Raw genomic sequence first — 23284 nt, 5'->3', positions numbered from 1 at the left:
ATCTACACCGCCCTCATGAAGAGAGTGGCGGCGACGATCAGCACCGCGCCGCCGAACATGGAGAACGCATAGGAGCGGACGTAGCCGTTCTGCAGCTTCCGCAGCCGCGACGAGCCGCCGCCGACCGCCCCGGCCACGCCGCGCACCGCCCCGTCCACGCCCTTGGCGTCGAACTCGGCGAGCCCGTCGGCGAACCGGGTGCCGCCGCGCACGAACACGGCGTGGTTGAAGTCGTCCTGGCCGAGGTCGCGCCGGGCCAGCCGGACGGGCCAGATCGAGCGCGGCGCCGCGGCCGGCACCTCCCGCATCCCGTACTGGAACCAGGCCAGGCCCATGCCGAGGAGCATCAGCACGATGGTGGCGGCGGTCAGCACCCCGGTGGAGACCGGCGAGTGGCCCTCGCTGTGGCCGGTGACCGGCTCCAGCCAGTGCAGGAAGCGGGACCCGAGGGAGAAGAACCCGCCGGCGAAGACCGAGCCGACGGCGAGGACGACCATCGGGGCGACCATCACCGCGGGCGACTCGTGGGCCTCGGGCGAGGTGCCGCCCTCGGCCTTCGTGGTGTAGCGCGGCTTGCCGAAGAAGGTCATCACCATGATGCGGCTCATGTAGTAGGCGGTGATGGCCGCGCCCAGCAGGGCGGCGCCGCCGAGGATCCAGCCCTCGGTGCCGCCCTTGGCGAAGGCCGCCTCGATGATCTTGTCCTTGGAGAAGAAGCCCGAGAGGCCGGGGAAGCCGATGATGGCGAGGTAGCCCAGCCCGAAGGTGGCGAACGTCCAGGGCATCTTCTTCCACAGGCCGCCGTACTTGCGCATGTCGACCTCGTCCTCGCGGGCGTGCATGATCGAACCCGCGCCGAGGAAGAGGCCGGCCTTGAAGAAGCCGTGCGTCACCAGGTGCATGATCGCGAAGACATAGCCGATCGGGCCGAGGCCCGCGGCGAGGATCATGTAGCCGATCTGGCTCATCGTCGAGCCCGCGAGGGCCTTCTTGATGTCGTCCTTGGCACAGCCGACGATCGCCCCGAACAGCAGCGTGACGGCCCCGACGCAGACCACCGCGAGCTGGGCGGTGGGCGCCGCGTTGAAGATCGCCGAGGAGCGGGTGATCAGGTAGACGCCGGCGGTGACCATGGTCGCCGCGTGGATGAGGGCCGAGACCGGGGTCGGGCCCTCCATCGCGTCGCCCAGCCAGGACTGCAGCGGCACCTGCGCGGACTTGCCGCAGGCCGCCAGGAGCAGCACCAGGCCGAGGGCGGTGGCCTTGCCCTGCCCGGCCGAGGAGACCACCGAGGGATGCAGGATGCCCTGGAAGGTGAACGTCCCGAAGGTGGTGAACATCAGGAAGACCGCGACGGCCAGCCCGATGTCGCCGACCCGGTTGACGAGGAAGGCCTTCTTGGCGGCGGTGGCGGCGCTCGGCTTGTGCTGCCAGAACCCGATCAGCAGGTAGGACGCCAGGCCGACGCCCTCCCAGCCGACGTAGAGCAGCAGGTAGTTGTCGGCGAGCACCAGGATCAGCATCGCCGCGAGGAACAGGTTGAGGTACCCGAAGAACTTGCGGCGCTTCTCGTCGTGCGCCATGTAGCCGATCGAGTAGATGTGGATCAGCGTGCCCACGCCGGTGATCAGCAGCACGAACGTCATCGACAGCTGGTCGAGGTGGAAGGCGGCGTCGGCCTTGAAGGTGCCGACGTGCATCCAGGTGAACAGGTCGGAGTCGATCGCGCGGCCCGAGGCCGGCTTGCCCAGCAGGTTCGAGAAGAGGATCGCCCCGAGGACGAACGACAGCCCGGCGAGGGCGCTGCCGAGGACCGGGGCGACCCGGTCGACGAAGCGCCCGCCGAGCAGGAGGACCGCGGCTCCGAGGAGGGGCGCCGCGATCAGCAGTCCCAGAAGAGAGTTCACGAAGCGTCAGCCCCTACAGCTTCATCAGGTTGGCGTCGTCGACCGACGCCGAATGGCGGGTGCGGAACACGCTGACGATGATCGCCAGGCCGACCACGACCTCCGCCGCGGCGACGACCATGGTGAAGAAGGCGACGATCTGCCCGTCCAGCCCGCCGTGCATCCGCGCGAAGGTGACGAACGCCAGGTTGCAGGCGTTGAGCATCAGCTCGACGCACATGAACACCACGATCGCGTTCCGCCGGATCAGCACGCCGGCCGCGCCGATGGTGAAGAGCAGCGCCGCGAGGTAGACGTAGTTGACCGGGTTCACGAAGTTTCGCCTCCCTCGATCTCGGGACGGTCCGGCTCTGCGGCGAGGGCCTCGCCGCCGCCCTGGCCCGGCAGCGCCGGGCGCTTGCCCGGCCGGTAGGTCGCCTTGGGCTCGCGGCCCAGGTGGCGGTCCGTCAGCGACTCCAGCTCGGCGAGGCGGTGCACGGTCTCGCCGGAGACGTCCCGCTCCTGGCCGCGCTCCCGCAGCACCGGCAGCATGGACAGCTCGGACGGGGTGCCGTCGGGCAGCAGCGCCGGGATGTCCACCGCGTTGTGCCGGGCGTAGACGCCGGGCGCCGGCAGCGGGGTGACGTGCTCGCCCTTGCGGACGCGCTCGCGGGCCAGGTCGAGCTGGTCCTTGCGCTTCTCGATGCGCTCCTTGTGGGTGAGGACCATGGCCCCCACCGCGGCGGTGATCAGCAGCGCGCCGGTGAGCTCGAACGCCCAGAAGTAGCGGGTGAAGATGAGCCGGGCGATGCCCTCCGGGTTGCCCCCGGCGTTGGCCGAGCCCAGCCCCGCGAAGTAGTTGAGCTTGGCGTTGGCGATGCCGGCGATCAGCAGGATGCCGAAGCCCAGCCCGCAGACGACCGCCGCGACCCGCTGCCCCTTCAGGGTCTCCTTGAGCGAGTCGGCGCTGGAGACGCCGACCAGCATCACCACGAAGAGGAAGAGCATCATCACGGCGCCGGTGTAGACGACGATCTGCACCACGCCGAGGAAGTAGGCGCCCTGGGCGAAGTAGAAGACCGCCAGGACGATCATGGTGGCGGCGAGGCAGAGCGCGCTGTGCACGGCCTTGCGCATCAGCACGGTGCCGAGCGCGCCGCAGACCGCCACGACCGCGAGGACCCAGAACTGCACGGCCTCCCCGGTCGAGGCGTTCTGCGACCCGGTGGCCGCCAGCAACTGAAGGGCCGTCATGAGCGGGCCTCCTCGCGCTCCTTGGCGGTCCGCCAGGCCGGCTGCCGCACGATGTCCGGGCTCTCGCCGGCGGCGGCCATCGCCAGCGCGTCGACCGCGGCGGTGTCGTGGATCTCCTGGCGCTCGGTGCCGGGGGCTGCCGCGGTGACCTCGCCGCGGTAGTAGTCCTCGTCCGAGGTGCCGGGGTACATCTCGTGCGGCGGGGCGACCATCCCCTCGGTGAGGCCGACGAGCAGCTCCGCCTTGGTGTAGATGAGCTTCTCGCGGGAGTCGTCGGCCAGTTCGAAGGTGTTCGTCATGGTCAGCGCGCGCGTCGGGCAGGCCTCGATGCACAGCCCGCACAGGATGCAGCGCAGGTAGTTGATCTGGTAGACACGGCCGTAGCGCTCGCCCGGGGAGTAGCGCTCCTCCTCGGTGTTGTCGGCGCCCTCCACATAGATGGCGTCGGCCGGGCAGGCCCAGGCGCACAGCTCGCAGCCGATGCACTTCTCCAGCCCGTCCGGATGCCGGTTGAGCTGGTGGCGGCCGTGGAACCGGGGCGCGGTGACCTTCTTCTGCTCCGGGTACTGCTCGGTCAGCCGCCGCTTGAACATGGCGGAGAAGGTGACCTCGAACCCGGTGGCCGGGCCCAGCGGAGTGGTGAAGTCGCCGCCCGCCGTCGGGGTGCCGGGCACCTCGTGCGCCGGCCGCGCGGACTCGGGGCCGGCGGGGAGGTTGCGGGACTCGTCGTCCCGCGACTGCTCATCGGTCATCTCGCTCAGCTCCCTTCCCTGTGGTCGAAGTTGTCGCAGCGGAGCGCGCGCCCGCGTTCGCGGGGCTCGGCGAGCCGTCGCCGTCGTCGGTGTCGGTGCCGCCGGTCTCCGCCTCGGCGGCGCGGGCGGCCGCCGCGCGCCGCTGGGCGCGGGGGGCGCGCCGCGGCACCGGGGGCAGCGCCTGGCCGGGCAGCGGGGGAACCGGGAACCCGCCGGCCATCGGGTCGAACGCGGGCTCCGGGGCGGGCTCGCCGCCGCCGGCGGGCTTGCGGCGGAAGACCGCGTCCCACACCAGCGCCAGGATCAGCAGCACCAGGACCCCGCCGACCGTCCACAGCGCGATCCGGCCGAACTGCCAGCCCTCGTTCTTCATCGCCCGGACGACGGCCACCAGCACCAGCCACACCAGGGAGACCGGGATGAGGACCTTCCAGCCCAGCTTCATGAACTGGTCGTAGCGGAAGCGGGGCAGCGTGCCGCGCAGCCAGATGAAGAAGAAGAGCCCGATCTGGAGCTTGATGACGAACCAGATCAGCGGGAACCAGCCGGAGTTGGCTCCCGCCCAGATCGTGGTGATCGGGGCCGGGGCCCGCCAGCCGCCCAGGAAGAGCGTCGCGCAGACCGCGGAGACCGTGTACATGTTGATGTACTCGGCGAGCATGAAGGTGCCGAACTTCATCGAGGAGTACTCGGTGGAGTACCCCGACACCAGCTCGCCCTCCGCCTCGGGCAGGTCGAACGGCGCGCGGTTGGTCTCGCCGACCATCGCGATCACATAGACCAGGAACGACACCGGCAGCAGCGCCACGTACCAGGTGTGCGCCTGGGCGGCGACGATCTGCGAGGTCGACATCGACCCGGAGAAGAGGAAGACCGCGGCGAACGACAGGCCCATCGCGATCTCGTAGGAGATCATCTGCGCCGAGGAGCGCAGCCCACCCAGCAGCGGGTACGTCGAACCGGACGCCCAGCCGGAGAGGACGAAGCCGTAGATGCCCACCGAGGTGACGGCGAGGATGTAGAGCAGGCCGACCGGAAGGTCCGTCAGCTGGAGCGCCGTGCGGTGCCCGAACATCGACACCTCGGGCCCGAACGGGATGACCGCCCAGGCCATGAAGGACGGGACGACGGCCACGATCGGCGCCAGCACCAGGACGAACTTGTCGGCGTTCTTCACCACAAGGTCTTCCTTGAGCATCATCTTCATCGCGTCCGCGAAGGACTGCAGCAGCCCCCACGGCCCGGTGCGGTTCGGCCCGATGCGCAGCTGCATCCAGCCGACGACCTTGCGCTCCCAGACGATCGCCCAGATCACCGACACCATCAGGAAGACCACGATGGCGACGGCCTTGATCAGCATGATCCACCACGGATCGTGCCCGAACCCGGACACATCCCCCGCGGCGAGAACCTGCGCATGCATGACGGTCATTGCTCCGACGCCTCCTCCGACACGTCTTGCTGAGGGGCAGTCCGCTGCGGCGCGGTCTCCGCGGGCGCGGCCGCGGCGATCCGCAGCACGTCCCCCGGCACCGCGCCGGTCTCGGCCGCCACACCGCGCCCGGTCGAGTTGAGCGGCAGCCACACCACCCGGTCGGGCATCTCGGTGATCTCCACGGGCAGCCGCACCGAGCCGGCGGGCCCGCTCACCTCCAGCTCGCCGCCCTGCCCGACGCCGGCCTCGGCGGCGGTGACCGGGGAGACCCGGGCGACCGCGGGATGCCGGGTGCCGGCCAGGTGCGGATCGCCGTCCTGAAGGCGGCCGTTGTCCAGCAGCAGCCGCCAGCCGGCGAGCACCGCCTGGCCCTCGGCCGGCCGGGGCAGCGCCGCGGCGGGCTCCGGCGGATCGTAGGACCGGGCGGAGCCCGACGATGAGGGGTGGTGGTCGGGCGACGGGCGGGCGCCGAGGTCGGTGAGCTCGGCGCGCGCCGCGTCCTCGTCCGGCAGGCCCAGGTGGACGTCCATGGCGTCCGCCAGCATGTGCAGCACCCGCAGATCCGCGGGCAGCTTGCGGGACGTCAGCTGATCGGGCAGCAGCGCCGCGGTGAAGGCCCGCGCCCTGCCCTCCCAGTCCAGGTAGGTGCCGGACTTCTCGGGGGCGGCCGCCACCGGCAGCACCACATCGGCCCGGTCGGTGACCGGGCCGGGCCGCTGCTCCAGGGAGACCACGAACTCGGCCCGCTCCAGCGCCTCCAGGGCGGCCCGCGGGTCGGGCAGGTCGTCCGGCTGCACGCCGCCGACCAGCAGCGCCCGCACCTCCCCGGCGAGCACCGCCCCGACGATCGCCGCGGTGTCCCGGCCCGGACGGGAGGGCAGCTCGGCCGCCCCCCAGCGGCGGGCCACCTCGGCCCGCGCCTCCGGGTCGGCGGCCTGCCGGCCGCCGGGCAGCAGGCCGGGCAGCGCGCCCGCCTCCACCGCCCCGCGCTCCCCGGCCCGCCGCGGGACCCAGGCCACCGTGGCGCCGGTCGCCTCGGCGAGCCGGGCCAGCCGGGAGAGCGTCCCGGCGGTGCCGGCCGCCCGCTCGCCCACCAGCACGACCGCGCCCTCCTGGCGCAGCGCCGCCCCGGCGGCCGTGCCCTCCTCGGAGGGCGCGATGTTCCCGGCGAGCGCGTCCAGCCACTCCGGGACGGTGCCCGGCGCGGCCGGCAGCAGCGTGCCGTCCAGCTTGGCGAGCCCGCGGGAGGCGAACGGGGCCAGCGAGTACACCTGCTGGCGGCGCTTCTTGACGGCCTTGCGGAGCCGCAGGAAGACGATCGGCGACTCCTCCTCCGGCTCCAGGTCGACCAGCAGCACCGCGGGCGCGTGCTCCAGCGCCCGGTAGCTGACGCCGCTGCCGTCCAGGTCCAGGCCGCGGCCGGCGAGACCGCCGAGGAACCGCTCCTCCTCGGGGCTGTGCACGCGGGCCCGGAAGTCCACGTCGTTGGTGCCGAGGGCGACCCGGGCGAACTTCGCCCAGGCGTAGGCGTCCTCGACCGTCACCCGACCGCCGGGCAGGGCGGCGGCCCGGCCGCGGACGGCGGCGAGCCCTCGGGCGGCGGCGTCCAGGGCCTCGGGCCAGGTGGCGGTGCGCAGCTCGCCGCTCTCCGCGTCCCTGACCTGAGGGGTCGTGAGCCGATCGGGCAGTTGGGCGTAGCGGAACGCCCAGCGGCCCTTGTCGCAGTTCCACTCCTCGTTGACCTCGGGCTCGTCGCCGGCGAGGCGGCGCAGCACCTTGCCGCGCCGGTGGTCGGTGCGGATCGCGCACCCGGAGGCGCAGTGCTCGCACATGCCCGGCGAGGAGACCAGGTCGAAGGGGCGGGAGCGGAACCGGTAGGCGGCCGCGGTGAGCGCGCCGACCGGGCAGATCTGCACGGTGTTGCCGGAGAAGTAGGAGGCGAACGGCTGATCGTCGCCGGTGCCGACCTGCTGGTTGGAGCCGCGCTCGATCAGGTCGATGAACGGGTCGCCGGCGATCTGCTCCGAGAAGCGGGTGCAGCGCGCGCACGAGACGCACCGCTCGCGGTCGAGCAGCACCTGCTCGGAGACCTTCACCGGCTTGGGGAAGGTGCGCTTGACGCCCTCGAAGCGGCTGCTGCCGCGGCCGTTGCTCATCGCCTGGTTCTGCAGCGGGCACTCGCCGCCCTTGTCGCAGACCGGGCAGTCCAGCGGGTGGTTGATGAGCAGCAGCTCCATCACCCCGTGCTGGGCCTTCTCGGCGACCTCCGAGGTGAGCTGGGTCTTCACCACCATGCCGTCGGTGCAGGCGGTGGTGCAGGAGGCCATCGGCTTGCGCTGGCCCTCCACCTCCACGATGCACTGCCGGCAGGCGCCGGCCGGGTCGAGCAGCGGGTGGTCGCAGAACCGGGGGATCTGGATGCCGAGCAGCTCCGCGGCGCGGATCACCAGCGTCCCCTTGGGCACCGACACCTCGGCCCCGTCGACGGTCACGGTGACCATCTCCTGCGGCGGCGGTGCCGCCGGCGCGTTCTTGTCCTCCGAAGTGACGGTCATGCGTTGGCTCCTGACAGTTCGGCAGCGCGGCTGCGTGCGCCCCGCAGGGGCGCGGGGCTGCGGCCAGAAATGCGGCTCCGCCGCGTGGGCGCGGGTGAGTGGATCGGCCCCGAGGCGCTCATCCGGCCGCTCCCGATGGTTCGTCCGCCCACACCGTCGATGCCGCGGGGTCGAACGGGCAGCCGCGGCCGGTGATGTGCGCCTCGTACTCGTCGCGGAAGTGCTGCAGCGAGGAGGTGATCGGCGCCGTCGCGCCGTCCCCGAGCGCGCAGAACGCCTTCCCGAAGATGTTGTCGCAGATGTCGTCGAGCTTCTCGAGGTCCGCCATCCGGCCCTTGCCGGCCTCCAGGTCCCTCAGCAGCTGGACGAGCCAGTAGGTGCCCTCCCGGCAGGGCGTGCACTTTCCGCACGACTCGTGGGCGTAGAACTCCGTCCACCGCGTGACGGCCCGCACCACGCAGACCGTCTCGTCGAAGATCTGCAGGGCGCGGGTGCCGAGCATGGTGCCCAGCCCGGCCATGCCCTCGAAGTCCAGCGGGGCGTCCAGGTGCTCCTCGGTGAGCATCGGGGTGGAGGAGCCGCCGGGCGTCCAGAACTTCAGCCGGTGCCCGGGGCGGATCCCGCCCGCCTTCTCCAGCAGCTGGCGCAGCGTGATGCCGAGCCCGCCCTCGTACTGGCCGGGGCGCACCACGTGCCCGGAGAGCGAGAAGAGGCCGTGCCCGGCGGACTTCTCGCTGCCGAAGCCGCGGAACCACTCCTTGCCGTTGGCGAGGATGCCGGGAACCGAGGCGACCGACTCGACGTTGTTCACCACGGTGGGGCAGGCGTACAGGCCCTCGAGCGCGGGGAACGGCGGGCGCAGCCGGGGCTGGCCGCGGCGTCCCTCCAGCGAGTCGAGGAGGGCCGTCTCCTCGCCGCAGATGTAGGCGCCGGCGCCGGCGTGGACGGTGATGTCCAGGTCGAAGCCGGAGCCGAGGATGTTCTCGCCGAGGTAGCCCGCCTCGTACGCCTCCTGCACGGCGTGGTGCAGGCGGCGCAGCACCGGCACCGTCTCGCCGCGGAGGTAGATGAAGGCGTGGCTGCAGCGGATCGCGTAGGCGGCGATCGCCATCCCCTCGATCAGCGAGAGCGGGTTGGCGTAGAGCAGCGGCATGTCCTTGCAGGTGCCGGGCTCCGACTCGTCGGCGTTGACGACGAGGTAGTGCGGCTTGCCGTCGCCCTGCGGGATGAACTGCCACTTCATGCCGGTGGGGAAGCCGGCGCCGCCGCGGCCGCGCAGGCCGGAGTCCTTCACCAGGGCGATGACGTCGTCCGGCGGCATGGCCAGCGCCTTGGGCAGGCCGCGGTAGCCGCCGAAGCGCCGGTAGGTGGCGAGCGTCCAGGACTGCGGGCTGTCCCAGCACTCGCTGAGGACGGGGCGCAGCAGCCCGTCGGCCGACTGGGGCGCCTGAGGTGACGTCATGCCTGCTCCCCCTTTGCGGCCTTGAGCCCGGTGAGCGACGGAGCTCCGCCGCTGCCGCCGGCCTCGACCGCGCCGGGGCGCGGGTCGGGGAAGCCGGCGAGGATCCGGGCGGTGTCGGTGAAGGTGCAGAGCGGGGCGCCCCGCGTCGGGGACACCTCCTCGCCGGCGCGCAGCGCGTCGACCAGCGCTTTGGCGCTCTCCACCGTCTGGTTGTCGAAGAACTCCCAGTTGACCGTCAGCACGGGGGCGTAGTCGCAGGCCGCGTTGCACTCGATGTGCTCCAGCGTGACCTTGCCGTCCTCGGTGGTCTCGCCGTTGCCGACGCCCAGGTGCTCGCGGAGCGCGTCGAAGATGGCGTCGCCGCCCATCACCGCGCAGAGTGTGTTGGTGCAGACCCCGACCTGGTAGTCGCCGGAGGGCTTGCGCCGGTACATGGTGTAGAAGGTGGCCACCGCGGTGGCCTCGGCGGTGGAGACGCCGGCGTGCTCGGCGGCGAACTTGACGCCGGTGGGCGTCACATAGCCCTCCTCGGACTGCGCCAGGTGGAGCAGCGGGAGGAGCGCCGAGCGGCGCTGCGGGTAGCGGGCGAGGACGGACTCCGCGTCGCGGTCGAGCCGGGCGCGCACCTCGGGCGGGAAGTCGGGGGCGGGGGCGGACGGGATCCCGAGCATCACGGGGGCCTGCTCGGGTGCCGTCCCGGACGTTTCGGCGGTCATCGGTCGACGCCTCCCATCACCGGGTCGATGCTGGCGACGGCGACGATGACGTCGGCGACCTGGGCGCCCTCGCACATCGCGGCCATGGCCTGCAGGTTGGTGAACGACGGGTCGCGGAAGTGCACCCGGTAGGGGCGGGTGCCGCCGTCGCTGACGACGTGCACGCCCAGCTCCCCCTTGGCCGACTCCACGGCCGCGTAGGCCTGCCCGGGCGGCACCCGGAAGCCCTCGGTGACCAGCTTGAAGTGGTGGATCAGGGCCTCCATGGAGGTGCCCATGATGTTCTTGATGTGCTCCAGGGAGTTGCCCATCCCGTCGGCGTCCAGCTTCAGTTGGCTGGGCCAGGCCACCTTCTTGTCGGCGACCATCACCGGGCCGGGCTTCTCCAGGCGCTCCAGGCACTGCTCGACGATCCGGATGGACTGGTGGATCTCGGCGACGCGGATCTGCAGCCGGCCGAAGGAGTCCATGGTGTCGGCGACCGGGACGTCGAAGTCGTACGTCTCGTAGCCGCAGTACGGGTCGGTCTTGCGCAGGTCGTTGGGCAGGCCCGTGGAGCGCAGGATCGGTCCGGTGACGCCGAGCGCCATGCAGCCGGCCAGGTCGAGCCGGCCGACGCCCTTGAGGCGGGCGCGCACCACGGTGTTGTCGGTGCCCAGCGCGTCGTACTCGGGCATCCGCTTCTTGAGGGTGCGCATCGCCTCGCGGACGTGGGCGATGGCGCCGGGCGGGATGTCCTGGGCGACGCCGCCGGGCCGGATGTAGGCGTGGTTCATCCGCAGCCCGGTGATCAACTCGTAGATGTCCAGGATCAGTTCGCGGTCCCGGAAGCCGTAGATCATCAGGGTGGTGGAGCCGATCTCCATGCCGCCGGTGGCGATGAAGACCATGTGCGAGGAGATGCGGTTCAGCTCCATCAGCATCACCCGCAGCACGTCGGCGCGCTCGGGGATGTCGTCCTCGATGCCGAGCAGCTTCTCCACGGCCATGCAGTACGCCGTCTCGTTGAAGAACGGCGTCAGGTAGTCCATCCGCGTCACGAACGTGGTGCCCTGCACCCAGGTGCGGTACTCGAGGTTCTTCTCGATGCCGGTGTGCAGATAGCCGATGCCGCAGCGGGCCTGGGTGACGGTCTCGCCGTCGATCTCCAGGATGAGCCGCAGCACGCCGTGCGTGGAGGGGTGCTGGGGGCCCATGTTGACGACGATCCGCTCGTCGTCGGCGCGGCCCACGGCCTGCACCAGCTCGTCCCAGTCGCCGCCGGTGACGGTGTAGACGCGGCCCTCGGTGGTCTCGCGGAACTCTGCGGACTGCGTTTCGTCGGTGGAAGTCACGAGTAGGCCCTCCGCTGGTCGGGCGAGGGGATCTGGGCGCCCTTGTACTCCACGGGGATGCCGCCGAGGGGGTAGTCCTTGCGCTGGGGGTGGCCCACCCAGTCGTCGGGCATCATGATCCGTGCGAGTGCCGGGTGGCCGTCGAAGACGATCCCGAAGAAGTCGTAGGTCTCGCGCTCGTGCCAGTCGTTGGTGGGGTAGACGGCGACGAGCGAGGGCAGGTGCGGATCGGCGTCGGGCGCGGTGGTCTCCAGCCGCAGCAGCCGGCGGTGCGTCAGCGACCGCAGCTGGTAGACGGCGTGCAGCTCGCGGCCGGTGTCCTCCGGGAAGTGCACCCCGCTGACGCCGAGGCACAGCTCGAAGCGGAGCGCGGGGTCGTCGCGCAGGGTGCGGGCGACGCGGGGCAGGTGCTCGCGCCGGACGTGCATCGTCATCTCGCCCCGGTCGACGACCACCTGCTCCACGGCGGCGTCGTAGTCGAGGCCCTGCTCCTCCAGGGCGCCGTCCAACTCGTCGGCGATCTCGTCGAAGTAACTGCCGTACGGCCGCCGGGCCTCGCCGGGGAACCGGACGACGCGCCGCAGCCCGCCGTAGCCGGAGGTGTCGCCGCTGCCGTGCGCGCCGAACATGCCGCGGCGCCGGCCGACGACCTCGCCCGGGCCGGTGCGCGCCGCGGGCACGGCGCCCTCCTCGGTCTGCTCGGCGGCGGCGCCGTCCTGCGCCTGCCGATCGTCGCTCACCGGGACACCTCTTCTTCCTTCTCCTCCTGGGAGACCAGGGGCAGTTCGCGGCGCGGGGTGGTGGGGCTCATCTGCAGGGTGGGGACGGCCGCCATGGCGGCCTCCTCGACCGCGCGACGCACCTTGGCGCGGTCCGGGCCCAGCGGCTCGACCTTGATCTTCTTGTGCAGTTCGAGGATCGCGTCGATGAGCATCTCGGGCCGCGGCGGGCAGCCCGGCAGGTAGATGTCGACGGGAACGATGTGGTCGACGCCCTGGACGATGGCGTAGTTGTTGAACATGCCGCCGGACGAGGCGCAGACGCCCATCGACAGCACCCACTTGGGGTTGGCCATCTGGTCGTAGACCTGGCGGAGGACGGGGGCCATCTTCTGGCTGACGCGGCCCGCGACGATCATCAGATCGGCCTGCCGCGGGGAGGCGCGGAACACCTCCATGCCGAACCGCGCCAGGTCGTAGCGGCCGGCCCCGGTGGTCATCATCTCGATGGCGCAGCACGCGAGCCCGAAGGTGGCGGGGAAGACGGAGCTCTTCCGGGCCCAGCCGGCGAACTTCTCCACCGATGTGAGCAGGACTCCGCTGGGGAGCTTCTCCTCGATGCCCATTGCTTTGTGACGCCCCCTAGGTCAGTCCCATTCCAGGCCGCCGCGCCGCCAGACGTAGGCGTACGCGACGAAGACGGTGGCGATGAAGAGCAGCATCTCGACGAGGCCGAAGACCCCCAGGGCGTCGAAGCTGACGGCCCACGGGTAGAGGAAGACGATCTCGATGTCGAAGACGATGAACAGCATCGCCGTGAGGTAGTACTTGATCGGGAAGCGCCCGCCGCCCGCGGGCTGCGGACTCGCTTCGATGCCGCACTCGTAGGGGTCGAGCTTGGCGCGGTTGTAGCGCTTCGGCCCGGTGAGGGCGGCCGACACCACCGTCACGACGGCGAAGCCGGCTGCGAGCACACCGAGCACGAGGATGGGCACATAGGAGTTCACCTCTGTGTGCGCCTCCTTCTCCTTCTGCCGCGGCCCACGGGCTGTCCCGCTGAGCGGCCAATCTGTCGGTAGGGCAAAGAGCTTGTGAGCATGTGATGAGGTTCACAAGCCCCGATCTCGTGCATCCTATGCCCGCTCGGCTGTGATCTGCGACACGGGTTCTCGGCGGAAGTTTGTGATCTAGGCCACGCGATCAAGGGTTTGACGACGCGTTGATCGCCGAGGAGTCACCGGATGATCACCACTCGTTGATCAACTCGCCGTGCGCATGACCGGATTGAAGGCCGGAACGATCTGTTCCATTATCAGATCCCGCCGTCCGGCGCAAAGTTGATCAGTAGCCGTCCGATGTGGTAAAAGCGCAGCTCAAAGGGCATGCAAAGACGGCAAAGAAAAACCGCCCCGGCACCCCGGTCGGACGCGGAGCGTCCGGGGCGGGGTGCCGGGGCGGAGGGGCGGTGTCAACTCACCGCGCGAGCCGCCACTATGCGCGGGGCGTCACCTTGGTGAGCGCGTTGATGACGCGGTCCATCGCGTCACCGCCCGTCGGATCCGTCAGATTCGCCAGCAGCTTCAGCGTGAACCGCATCAGCATCGGGTGCGTCAGCCCCCGCTGCGCCGCCAGCCGCATCACCGCCGGGTTCCCGATCAGCTTCACGAACGCGCGACCCAGCTGGTAGTAGCCGCCGTAGGTGTCCTTCAGCACCTGCGGGTAGCGCCGCAGCGCCAACTCCCGCCCGTGCGCGGTCGGCCGGCGCAGCGCCTGCGCGACCACCCCGGCCGCGATCTCGCCGGATTCCATCGCATAGGCGATGCCCTCGCCGTTGAACGGGTTGACGAGCCCGCCCGCGTCGCCGACCAGCAGCAGCCCGCGGGTGTAGTGCGGCTTGCGGTTGAAGGCCATCGGCAGCGCCGCCCCGCGCACCGGGCCGACCTGGTTCTCCTCGGTGTAGCCCCACTCCGCCGGCATGTTCTCGCACCAGGCGCGGAGCAGCCCGCGGTAGTCGATGTCCTTGTACGCCTTGGTGGTGTTGAGCAGCCCCAGGCCGACGTTGGAGGTTCCGTCGCCCATGCCGAAGATCCAGCCGTAGCCGGGCAGCAGGTCGTTGCGGCCGCCCCGGCGGTCCCACAGCTCCAGCCAGGACTCCAGGTAGTCGTCGTCGTGGCGCGGCGAGGTGAAGTACGTCCGCACCGCCACGCCCATCGGGCGCGACTCCATCCGGTGCAGGCCCATCGCCACCGACAGCCGGGTGGAGTTGCCGTCCGCGGCCACCACCAGCGGGGCGCGGAACTCCACCGGCGTCTTCTCCTCGCCCTCCTTCGCCTTCACGCCGACGATCCGCCCGGTGCGGTCGTCGATGATCGGGTCGGTGACGTTGCACCGCTCGTGGAGGCGGGCGCCGGCCTTCTCGGCCTGGCGGGCCAGGGTCTCGTCGAAGTCCAGCCGCTTGCGGACCAGTCCGTGCGAGGGGTAGCTGGCCAGCTCGGGCCAGGGCAGCTCCAGCCGGATCCCGCCGCCGATGATCCGCAGGCCCTTGTTGGGCAGCCAGCCGGCCTCGCGGGAGGTGTCGACGCCCATCGCGACGAGCGACTTGACGGCCCGTGGGGTCAGACCGTCGCCGCACACCTTCTCCCGCGGGAAGGCGGTCTTCTCCAGCAGCAGCACATCCAGCCCGGCCTGCGCCAGGTGGTAGGCGGTGGCCGACCCGCCCGGGCCCGCGCCGACGACGATGACGTCGGCACTCCGGTCGTCGAGGCGAGCGGCAGTTCGGTCATCGGGCTGGGTCACGCTGACTCCAGATTGTTGGCGGACAGTCGACCCCAAGTCTAGGCAGCGGCCCGCACGGCGCCCCGAAGGGGCGCGGGGAACCGCGCGAGTGAGAACGGCGAACCGTCACTCGGCAGCGAACCCCGCGCCCCTCGGCGAAGATCCGTGCTCCGACCTCAGTGCCGCGCCACCGCGACCGGCTCGCCCGCGTCCACCACGGGAGCGTCCGCCGTCCGCTTCTCGTGCCTGCGCAGCAGCGTCACCGTCAGCACCGCGCCCAGCAGCATCGCCGTCACGGCGCCCAGCGAGGCGACGTGCATGCCCGACATGAACGCCTGCCGCGCCGCGGTCGTCACCTCCGCCGCCAGCCGTCCCGGCAGGTGCGCGGCCACCGCCAGCGCGTCGGGCAGCGTCTCGTGCACGCCGTGCCGCGCCGCCGCGTCCAGCCCCGCGGGGGTGTGCGCGTCGATCCGGCCGCGGTAGACCGCCGTCCCGAGCGAGCCGAGCAGCGCCATCCCCAGCGCCCCGCCGAACTCCTGGCCGGTCTCCATCAGCGCGCCGGCGATGCCCGCCCGCTCCGGGGCCACCTCGGCCAGCGACAGGTCCATCACCTGGGTGGCGACCCCGATGATCCCGACCGACGGGACGGTGATGAAGACCAGCGCCATCCACAGCGGGCTGTCCGCCTGCACCAGCATCATCAGCCCGTAGCCGACCGCGCCGAGCACGAACCCGCCGGCGATCGTCGCCGAGCGGCCGAACCGCCGGGCCACCTGCGCCGCCATCGGCGCCGCCGCGCCGACCACCACGCTCGGCAGCACCGCCCACATCGCCGCCTTGAAGGGGCTGTAGCCGAGCACCAGTTGCAGGTACTGGGTGGTGTAGAGGACGTACCCGATCATCGCGAACATCGCCACGGTGTTGACGCTCAGCCCGGCGCGGAAGCCGCGTCCGCGCAGCACCTCGCGGTTGACCATCGGGTGCGCGGCCGTCCGCTGCCGCCATACGAACAGCGCGCCGACCACCACGCCCACCGCGATCGCGGCCCAGGCCGGCGCGTCGAACCCGTCCGCCGCGCCGCGCTTGATCCCGAACATCGCCGGCAGCACCGCGCCGAGCGAGAGCACCGAGCCGGGCAGGTCGAACCTCCCCTCCCGCGGGTTCTTGAACTCCGGGACGAACACCGGGACGAGGAGCAGCAGCACGGCCATCGCGGGCAGGTTGATCAGGAAGACCGAGCCCCACCAGAAGTGCTCCAGCAGCAGGCCGGAGAGGACCGGGCCGAGGGCGATGCCGCCCGTCATCGCGCCCGTCCAGATGGCGATGGCGGTGGCGCGCTGCTTGGCGTCGTGGAACATGTTGCGCACCAGCGCGATGGTGGACGGCATCAGGGTGGCGCCGCCGATGCCGAGCAGCGCCCGCATCACGATGAGCATCTCGGCGCTGCCAGAGTAGGCGGCCCCGACGGACGCGGCGCCGAACGCCACCGCGCCGACCATCAGAAGCCGGCGGCGGCCGATCCGGTCGCCGATCGCCCCCATGGTGAGGACGAGCCCGGCGAGCACGAACCCGTACATGTCCATGATCCACAGCTGCTGGGTCGCGGACGGCTGCAGATCGCGGCTGATGAACGGGACCGCGAAGTAGAGGACGGAGACGTCCATCGAGACGAGCAGCAGCGGCAGCAGCAGGACCGTCAGGCCGGTCCACTCCTTCCGGCCGGCGCGCGGCGCCGGAGCGGCGTGCTGAGACATGGTTCCCCCTTGGGGTGCGTACGGCGTTCCTTGCGACGCGTACAACGTAAGCGCACTATCGACTTGATCGCAACACCCTGCAAGAATAAGGGGGTTAACCCCCCAGTGCACTAGTGCGGCAGCAGTAGTGCGACCAGGGCAGGCGCCTGCCATACTGGGCGAGCGCACTAGTGCACTACGGAGAGAGGACCGGTTATGACGACACCGTCCGAGCGCATCGCCGAGGAGCTGCGGCAGCGCATCACCCGGGGCGAGCTGAAGGCCGGCGACCCCGTCCCCTCCACCCGCGCGCTCGTCCGCACCCACGACATCGCCATGGCCACCGCCACCAAGGTGCTCAGCACGCTGCGCGAGGAGGGGCTCGTCATCGCCCGGCCGGGCCGCGGCACCGTCGTCGCCGAGCCGCAGCGGCGGCGGCCGCCGACGCGGACCGAGCCGCAACCCACCGCGCAGCCCGCGCGCGACCTCTCCCGGGAGCGCATCGTCGAGGCCGCGATCCGCCTCGCCGACACCGAGGGCCTGAAGAACCTCACCATGCGCCGGGTCGCCGGCGAGCTCGACGTGGCGACGATGTCCCTCTACCGGCACATCCCCACCAAGGAGCAACTCATCGCGGAGATGTCCGACGCCTGCTACGCGGAGATGCCGCTACCCGAACCCCCGCCCGCCGACTGGCGGGAGGCCCTCACCGCCTTCTCCCGCGTCCAGTGGGACGCCTACCACCGCCACCCGTGGATGGCGCAGGTGACGTCGTTCGCGCGCCCCACCCCCGCCCCCCGCGGCATGGCCGTCACCGACTGGGGCATGCGCGCCCTCGCCGGGTACCACCTGGACATCGAGACGGCCGCGCTGATCGCCATCACCGTCTCCGGCCTCACCCGCGGCTTCGCCGTCGACCTGGAGGCCGAGATCGAGCTGCGCGACCTCACCGGCCAGGACGCCGATGCCTACACCGAGGCGCACGGCGCCGAGTACGAAAAGATCATGAAGGAGCACGGCCTCACCGCGCTCGTCCAGATGGCCGCCCCCGACCTCGACCTCACGCTGGACAGCTTCTACCGGTTCAGCCTGGAGCGCTATCTCGACGGCCTGGAGCCGCTGCTGAACCGCCGTCGGAAGGGTCAGGCGTCCGCGCGGAAGCCGCGGTGAAGGGCGACGATCCCGCCCGTCAGATTGCGCCAGGCGACGCGCGTCCATCCGGCGTCCTGGATCAGCGCGGCGAGGCCGGCCTGGTCCGGCCAGTCGCGGATCGACTCCGCGAGGTAGACGTAGGAGTCGCCCTGCTTGCCGATCGCCCCGGCGATCCGCGGCAGGGCCTCCATCAGGTACTCCTGGTACACGGTGCGGAAGGGCCCCCACACCGGGGTGGAGAACTCGCAGACCACCAGCCGCCCGCCGGGGCGCACCACGCGCCGCATCTCGGCGAGCGCGGCGCCGGTGTCGACGACGTTGCGCAGCCCGAAGGAGATCGTCGCGGCGTCGAAGACGCCGTCGGCGAAGGGCAGTCGGGTGCCGTCGCCGGCGACGAAGGGCAGCGACGGATTGCGCTTCCGCCCCGCCTGGAGCATGCCGAGCGAGAAGTCGCAGGAGACCACCTGCGCGCCGGCCGCGGCGAAGGGGAGCGAGGAGGTGCCGGTGCCGGCCGCGAGGTCGAGCACGCGGTCGCCGGGGCCGGCGTCCACCGCCCGCTCCACGGCGCGCCGCCACTGGCGGGTCTGCCCCGCCGACACCACGTCGTTGATCAGGTCGTACCGCTCGGCGATCCCGTCGAACATCCGGGCGACATCCTGCGGCTGCTTCTCCAGACTGGCTCGGCTCACCCGGCCATTGTCGCGCACCGCCCCCGGCGCCCCCGCAGGGGGCGCGGGGAACTGCGCGAGCGACCGCAAACGAAGCCGCCGCCCGGCGCGCAGCAGCGCACCGGGCGGCGGAACTCCGCGTCTGTACGTCAGTTCGTGCGGCGACGGCGCGCCGCGAAGTACGCGAGGCCGCCGCCCAGCACGACCAGCGCGCCGGCGCCGCCGGCGATCAGCGGGGTGTTGGAGTCGGCACCGGTCTCCGCCAGGCCCGGACCGGTCTTGCCCCCGTTGGAGCTCGGCACGGGCGCCGGGGAGGAGGAGGTGGAGCCGGTCGGCTGCGCGGTGGGCTTGCCGGTCGGCTTGGTGGTGGGCTTGCCCGTGGGCGGCGGGGTCGGCTTGGTGGTGGGCTTGCCGATGTCGTAGGTGTACGTGCCCGACTTGGTGTTGTTCTGCGGGTACGTGTCCGTCTCGGTGGAGGTGATGGAGACGCTGACCTTCTGGGACTTGCCGGAGAACCAGGCCGGGAAGGCGACGTCGCCCAGGCTCTTGGTCGGGCCGAGCTGCGCCATCGTCAGCACGACCTGCTTCTTGCTGTAGGACGCCACCGTCCAGCCGGGGGCCTCCTTCGCCGTCGGCCGGCCGAAGTTGACGTTGGACTGCGCGGTCAGCGTCATCTTCACGTTGTGGGCGGTGGAGCCGTTGCCGTAGCCGTTGTTGCCGTAGCTGACGTCGAAGCCGTGCAGCACCGTGCCGGTGTTGCCGTCGACGGTGATGAGCTGCGGCAGCATCACCGTCAGGTCGACGCCGTCATCGGCGAACGCCGAGCCGGCGGTGGCGAGCTGGGCCACACCCATCGCGCCGGCAACAGCGGCAGCGGCGGCGAGCTTCTTGAGATTGGAACGCTTCACGAGTGATCGGGCCTTCCCCCGGGCGACGGGGGACTCACCCGCAACGGCGGCGCCTCTGTACGCGCCTGCCCCCCGTGTCACGAATAAACGGATCATAAGCACAAGGGGCAGCCTCTGGGGAGCCCAATCGGCCCCTCAAACGCAGCTGTTACACAACCGCGCACAATCGCCACAAACGGAACGCGAGCCTCAGCTCTGAACCGGCGTCAGCTCCAGCGCCGTGGACGACAGGTGCGAGACCACGCGGTCGTCCACCGGGTCGTCCGCCGGGTCCTCGTGCACCGCGAGGTGCTCGTACGTCGTCGCGCGCTGCGCCGGCACCCGGCCCGCCGAGCGGATCAGGTGGATCAGCTCCAGCAGGTTCGAGCGGTGCCGCGCGCCCGCCGAGGAGACCACGTTCTCCTCCAGCATCACCGAGCCCAGGTCGTCCGCGCCGTAGTGCAGCGACAGCTGGCCGACGTCCTTGCCGGTGGTCAGCCAGGAGCCCTGGATGTGCGCGACGTTGTCGAGGAAGAGCCGCGCGATCGCGATCATCCGCAGGTACTCGAAGAGCGTCGCCTGGGTGCGGCCCTTCAGATGGTTGTTCTGCGGCTGGTAGGTGTACGGGATGAAGGCGCGGAACCCGCCGGTGCGGTCCTGCACGTCGCGGATCATCCGCAGGTGCTCGATCCGCTCGGCGTTGGTCTCCCCCGTGCCCATCAGCATCGTCGAGGTCGACTCCACGCCCAGGCCGTGCGCGGTCTCCATGATCTCCAGCCAGCGCTCGCCGGACTCCTTCAGCGGGGCGATCACCGTGCGCGGCCGGGCCGGCAGCAGCTCGGCGCCGGCGCCGGCGAAGGAGTCCAGCCCGGCGGCGTGGATCCGCTCGATGGCCTCCTCGATCGACACCCCCGAGACCTTCGCCATGTGCTGCACCTCGGAGGCGCCCAGCGAGTGGATCACCAGCTCGGGGAAGCGCTCCTTGATCGCGCCGAAGGACCGCTCGTAGTACTCCACGCCGTAGTCGGGGTGGTGGCCGCCCTGGAACATGATCTGGGTGCCGCCCAGCTCCACCGTCTCGGCGCAGCGGCGCAAGATGTCGTCGAGGTCGCGCTCCCAGCCCTCGGCGTGCTTGGGGGCGCGGTAGAAGGCGCAGAACTTGCACGCCGTGACGCACACGTTCGTGTAGTTGATGTTGCGCTCGATGATGTACGTGGCGATGTGCTCGGTGCCCGCGTAGCGGCGGCGGCGCACCGCGTCCGCGGCGGCGCCGAGCGCGTGCAGCGGGGCGTCCCGGTACAGGGCCAGCGCCTCCTCGGCGGTGATGCGGCCGCCGTCCGCGGCCCGGTCCAGCACGCCCTGAAGCTCCATCGGAAAACCTTCCCGCCTCGTATCTCGCCGACGTCCCAACCCTACGCGGCGGGCACGCCGCCGCCGTGGTCGCCGTCCAGCAGCCGCACCGCCACCTCGGCGGGGAAGCCGGCCGCGAGCCCGTCCGAGTGTCCGACCCGGCGGGCGAACTCCTTCAGCCCCTGCAGATGCCGCTCGCCCAGCGAGAAGTCGAGCGCCTCCGTGTAGTAGCGGTGGAACGCGGGCGCCCCGAACGGCTCCCAGCGGGCGGCGTGCTCGCACACCTTGTCGATCTCCTCCAGCGACAGGTCGCGGGAGGCGAGGAAGTCGCGGTGCAGGGCGGCGACCACCTCGGGGTGCTCCTCGACGTAGGCCCGGCGGGCGGCGAAGACCGCGAAGACGAACGGCAGCCCGGTCCACTCCTTCCACAGCTCGGCGAGGTCGTAGACGTACAGGCCCAGCTCCTGCGCCTCGCCCAGCGCGGCGCGCAGCGCGACGTCGCCGATCACGACGGCGGCGTCCGCGTCCTTCATCATCCGGCGCAGGTCGGGCGGGCAGCGGTAGTAGGAGGGGCGGACGCCGTAGCGCTCGTGCAGCAGCAGCCGGGCGAGGCGCACCCCGGTGCGGCTCTCCGAGCCCATGGCGACGGTGCGGCCGTCCAGCTCCTCCAGCGGCACCTGGCTGACGATCAGGACGGACATCACCGGGCCGTCGGCGGCCACCGCGATGTCCGGGAGGACGATGAGGTCCTCGGCGTTGCGCAGGTACTCCATGACGGAGATCGGGCCGACGTCCAGCTCGCCGTCGACCAGCAGCTCGTTGAGCCGGTCGGGGGTGGCCCGGGTGGTCTCGATGTCCAGGAGCGTCCCGGTCCGCGCGAGGCCCCAGTAGAGGGGAAGGCAGTTGAGGAACTGGATGTGCCCGACCCTGGGGCGGCGGATCGCGCTGCCGGCGGCGGACGGGTGCGGCTGTGCTGACGGCGTAATGTCCACATCCGGCAGAGTATCCCCGGCAGCCCGCCGAACCGCCGCGACCCCCGGGACCGGGCCTTTCCCCACGTCCCGGTAGGCCGGCGAAGCCGCCGCAAAGAATCGTGGCCATGCGGGTCCCCCCGTGCTACGCTCGGCGGCGTTGCAGTTTGGTTTCCCATGCAGTACTGACGACGGCCTGCGGAGCAGCTGACCGCAGGTCTTTTGTCATTTCGGGACCCCTCGGGGGGCTTCGACAGCGGGGCGATCAAGCCGGAACGGAAGGGCTCCATAAGGTGTGGATCCCTCATCGTCCCTTTAGAGGAGCAGGTTATGGCTACCGGGACCGTCAAGTGGTTCAACGCTGAAAAGGGCTTCGGATTCATCGCCCAGGACGGCGGCGGCCCCGACGTCTTCGTGCACTACAGCGCCATCAATGCCTCGGGTTTCCGCTCGCTCGAGGAGAACCAGACCGTCACGTTCGACGTGACGCAGGGCCCGAAGGGCCCGCAGGCCGAGAACGTCACCCCGGCCTGACGGCGTAAGTAGAGCGCTTTCACAAGCACTCAAGCAGTACCCAAGGAGGCCCCGGCAGCCGAGCGGCTGCCGGGGCCTCCTGCCCTTTTCGCCCTCCGGACCGCCGTCACGCGGTGGCGCGGAAGCGGGTGCGGTAGTCGGTGGGAGTGGTGTCCAGGGTGCGGCGGAAGGCCCGGATGAGGGTGTCGACGGTGCCGAAGCCGCAGGCGGCGGCGATGCGGTCGAGGGTGGCGTCGGTGGTCTCCAGGCGGTTGCGGGCCGCCTCCACCCGGGCGGACTCGATGTACGCCGCCGGCGTCGTGCCGAGCTCGGTGCGGAAGACCCGGGCCAGCTGGCGCTCGCTCAGGTGCGCGACGCGGGCCAGCTCCGGGACGGTGAGCCGCTCCGCGAGGTGCTCCGCCACGTGGTGGCGCAGCGCGTCCATCCGCCGGGTCGTCGACACCGGCTCCAGCGGGACGCTGAACTGGCTCTGGCCGCCCGGCCGCTTCAGGTACATCACCAGCTGGCGGGCCACCCGCAGCGCCACCGCCTCCCCGAAGTCCTCCGCGACCAGCGCCAGCGACAGGTCCAGGCACGCGGTGATGCCCGCGCCCGTCCACACCTCGCCGTCCCGGATGAAGATCGGGTCCGCGTCCACCCGCACCGCGGGATGCTCCTCCGCCAGCTGACGCGCCGTCGACCAGTGCGTGGTGGCCCGCTTCCCGTCCAGCAGCCCCGCCGCCGCCAGCAGGTGCGAGCCCACGCACACCGACGCCACCCGCCGCGACCGCCCGGCCAGCCGCCGCACCCAGCGCACCACCTCGGGGTCGGCCACCGCCCGCACCCGCCGCTCCGGATCCGGCTCCACCGCCCCCGGCACCAGCAGCGTGTCGATCCGCAGCCGTGCCGCCTGCGCGAACGTCAGGTCCGGCAGCACCCGCACCCCCGCGCCCGTCCGCACCGGCCCGTCGGCGGCCGCCACCAGCACCACCCGGCAGGCCGCCGCGTCGCCGAGCTCGCGCCGCAGCAGCGCGAAGACCTCCGGCGGACCGGTGACGTCCAGCAGGTCCACGCCCTCGAAGAGCAGCACCGCGACCAGCCGCTCGTGCTCCGCCATCCCCG

21 protein-coding genes are annotated in these 23284 nt (G+C 71.5%); 2 read left to right on the top strand and 19 right to left on the bottom strand.

Annotation, left to right across the window (positions count from 1 at the left end):
* Positions 1–2: 2 nt before the first annotated feature.
* The 14 genes from nuoL to BIV57_RS02815 all read right to left on the bottom strand — a co-directional run bounded on the left by nuoL (position 3) and on the right by BIV57_RS02815 (position 16642).
* Positions 3–1907 (bottom strand): NADH-quinone oxidoreductase subunit L, encoded by a 1905-nt coding sequence (nuoL, locus tag BIV57_RS02880; RefSeq protein WP_071655013.1) that lies wholly within the window; start codon positions 1905–1907, stop codon positions 3–5.
* Between the two features lie 13 nt (positions 1908–1920).
* Positions 1921–2220 (bottom strand): NADH-quinone oxidoreductase subunit NuoK, encoded by a 300-nt coding sequence (nuoK, locus tag BIV57_RS02875; protein WP_071655012.1) that lies wholly within the window; start codon positions 2218–2220, stop codon positions 1921–1923.
* Entirely contained in the window at positions 2217–3140 is a 924-nt protein-coding gene (locus BIV57_RS02870) for an NADH-quinone oxidoreductase subunit J (protein ID WP_079169950.1), read from the bottom strand. Before BIV57_RS02870 ends, nuoK begins: the two co-directional genes overlap by 4 nt.
* Positions 3137–3733, bottom strand: coding sequence for an NADH-quinone oxidoreductase subunit NuoI (gene nuoI / locus BIV57_RS02865; protein ID WP_245797396.1), 597 nt, complete (start codon positions 3731–3733; stop codon positions 3137–3139). The genes BIV57_RS02870 and nuoI overlap by 4 nt, the downstream gene beginning before the upstream one ends.
* A 148-nt stretch (positions 3734–3881) precedes the next feature.
* Positions 3882–5315, bottom strand: a complete 1434-nt coding sequence (gene nuoH, locus BIV57_RS02860; RefSeq protein ID WP_071655024.1) for an NADH-quinone oxidoreductase subunit NuoH — start codon at positions 5313–5315, stop codon at positions 3882–3884.
* A gap of 5 nt (positions 5316–5320) precedes the next feature.
* A complete protein-coding gene (locus BIV57_RS02855; RefSeq protein WP_071655011.1) occupies positions 5321–7882 on the bottom strand; it encodes an NADH-quinone oxidoreductase subunit G in 2562 nt (853 codons plus the stop codon).
* Positions 7883–8000: 118 nt separating this feature from the next.
* Positions 8001–9344 (bottom strand): NADH-quinone oxidoreductase subunit NuoF, encoded by a 1344-nt coding sequence (gene nuoF, locus BIV57_RS02850; protein ID WP_071655010.1) that lies wholly within the window; start codon positions 9342–9344, stop codon positions 8001–8003.
* Complete coding sequence (gene nuoE / locus BIV57_RS02845; RefSeq protein ID WP_071655009.1) at positions 9341–10060, bottom strand: NADH-quinone oxidoreductase subunit NuoE; 720 nt, start codon at positions 10058–10060, stop codon at positions 9341–9343. The genes nuoF and nuoE overlap by 4 nt, the downstream gene beginning before the upstream one ends.
* Positions 10057–11394, bottom strand: a complete 1338-nt coding sequence (locus tag BIV57_RS02840; protein ID WP_071655008.1) for an NADH-quinone oxidoreductase subunit D — start codon at positions 11392–11394, stop codon at positions 10057–10059. The genes nuoE and BIV57_RS02840 overlap by 4 nt, the downstream gene beginning before the upstream one ends.
* Positions 11391–12074, bottom strand: coding sequence for an NADH-quinone oxidoreductase subunit C (locus BIV57_RS02835; RefSeq protein ID WP_245797395.1), 684 nt, complete (start codon positions 12072–12074; stop codon positions 11391–11393). The genes BIV57_RS02840 and BIV57_RS02835 overlap by 4 nt, the downstream gene beginning before the upstream one ends.
* A 56-nt stretch (positions 12075–12130) precedes the next feature.
* Positions 12131–12739 carry a NuoB/complex I 20 kDa subunit family protein gene (locus BIV57_RS02830; protein ID WP_071655006.1) on the bottom strand — a complete coding sequence of 203 codons (609 nt, stop codon included), beginning with the start codon at positions 12737–12739 and terminating at the stop codon, positions 12131–12133.
* 21 nt (positions 12740–12760) lie between these two features.
* On the bottom strand, positions 12761–13120 hold the full coding sequence (locus BIV57_RS02825; protein WP_071655005.1) for an NADH-quinone oxidoreductase subunit A: 360 nt from the start codon (positions 13118–13120) through the stop codon (positions 12761–12763).
* A gap of 484 nt (positions 13121–13604) precedes the next feature.
* Positions 13605–14909, bottom strand: a complete 1305-nt coding sequence (locus BIV57_RS02820; RefSeq protein ID WP_071655004.1) for a geranylgeranyl reductase family protein — start codon at positions 14907–14909, stop codon at positions 13605–13607.
* A gap of 155 nt (positions 14910–15064) precedes the next feature.
* Complete coding sequence (locus tag BIV57_RS02815) at positions 15065–16642, bottom strand: MFS transporter (RefSeq protein ID WP_071655003.1); 1578 nt, start codon at positions 16640–16642, stop codon at positions 15065–15067.
* Between the two features lie 195 nt (positions 16643–16837).
* Between BIV57_RS02815 and BIV57_RS02810 the strand changes: the two genes are divergently transcribed.
* On the top strand, positions 16838–17791 hold the full coding sequence (locus BIV57_RS02810; protein WP_071655002.1) for a GntR family transcriptional regulator: 954 nt from the start codon (positions 16838–16840) through the stop codon (positions 17789–17791).
* On the opposite strand, the gene BIV57_RS02805 is transcribed toward BIV57_RS02810, so the two are convergent.
* The 4 genes from BIV57_RS02805 to BIV57_RS02790 all read right to left on the bottom strand — a co-directional run bounded on the left by BIV57_RS02805 (position 17764) and on the right by BIV57_RS02790 (position 21670).
* Positions 17764–18462: a demethylmenaquinone methyltransferase gene (locus BIV57_RS02805; protein ID WP_071655001.1), complete on the bottom strand. Its 699-nt coding sequence runs from the start codon at positions 18460–18462 to the stop codon at positions 17764–17766. The genes BIV57_RS02810 and BIV57_RS02805 overlap by 28 nt on opposite strands.
* 128 nt (positions 18463–18590) lie before the next feature.
* Complete coding sequence (locus tag BIV57_RS02800) at positions 18591–19349, bottom strand: LAETG motif-containing sortase-dependent surface protein (protein ID WP_071655000.1); 759 nt, start codon at positions 19347–19349, stop codon at positions 18591–18593.
* Positions 19350–19538: 189 nt separating this feature from the next.
* The gene (mqnC, locus tag BIV57_RS02795; protein ID WP_071654999.1) at positions 19539–20699 is read right to left on the bottom strand and encodes a cyclic dehypoxanthinyl futalosine synthase; all 1161 of its coding nucleotides are present in this window, start codon (positions 20697–20699) and stop codon (positions 19539–19541) included.
* A 41-nt stretch (positions 20700–20740) separates the two neighbouring features.
* Positions 20741–21670, bottom strand: coding sequence for a menaquinone biosynthetic enzyme MqnA/MqnD family protein (locus BIV57_RS02790; RefSeq protein ID WP_071654998.1), 930 nt, complete (start codon positions 21668–21670; stop codon positions 20741–20743).
* 309 nt (positions 21671–21979) lie between these two features.
* Here BIV57_RS02790 and BIV57_RS02785 point away from each other — a divergent pair, with 309 nt between their 5' ends.
* On the top strand, positions 21980–22183 hold the full coding sequence (locus tag BIV57_RS02785) for a cold-shock protein (protein ID WP_030620150.1): 204 nt from the start codon (positions 21980–21982) through the stop codon (positions 22181–22183).
* A 106-nt stretch (positions 22184–22289) separates the two neighbouring features.
* On the opposite strand, the gene BIV57_RS02780 is transcribed toward BIV57_RS02785, so the two are convergent.
* The gene (locus BIV57_RS02780) at positions 22290–23279 is read right to left on the bottom strand and encodes a GlxA family transcriptional regulator (RefSeq protein ID WP_071654997.1); all 990 of its coding nucleotides are present in this window, start codon (positions 23277–23279) and stop codon (positions 22290–22292) included.
* Positions 23280–23284 lie beyond the last annotated feature (5 nt).

Source organism: Mangrovactinospora gilvigrisea (genome assembly GCF_001879105.1).
Classification (GTDB): domain Bacteria; phylum Actinomycetota; class Actinomycetes; order Streptomycetales; family Streptomycetaceae; genus Mangrovactinospora; species Mangrovactinospora gilvigrisea.
This window is presented reverse-complemented; position numbering and strand designations above follow the sequence as displayed.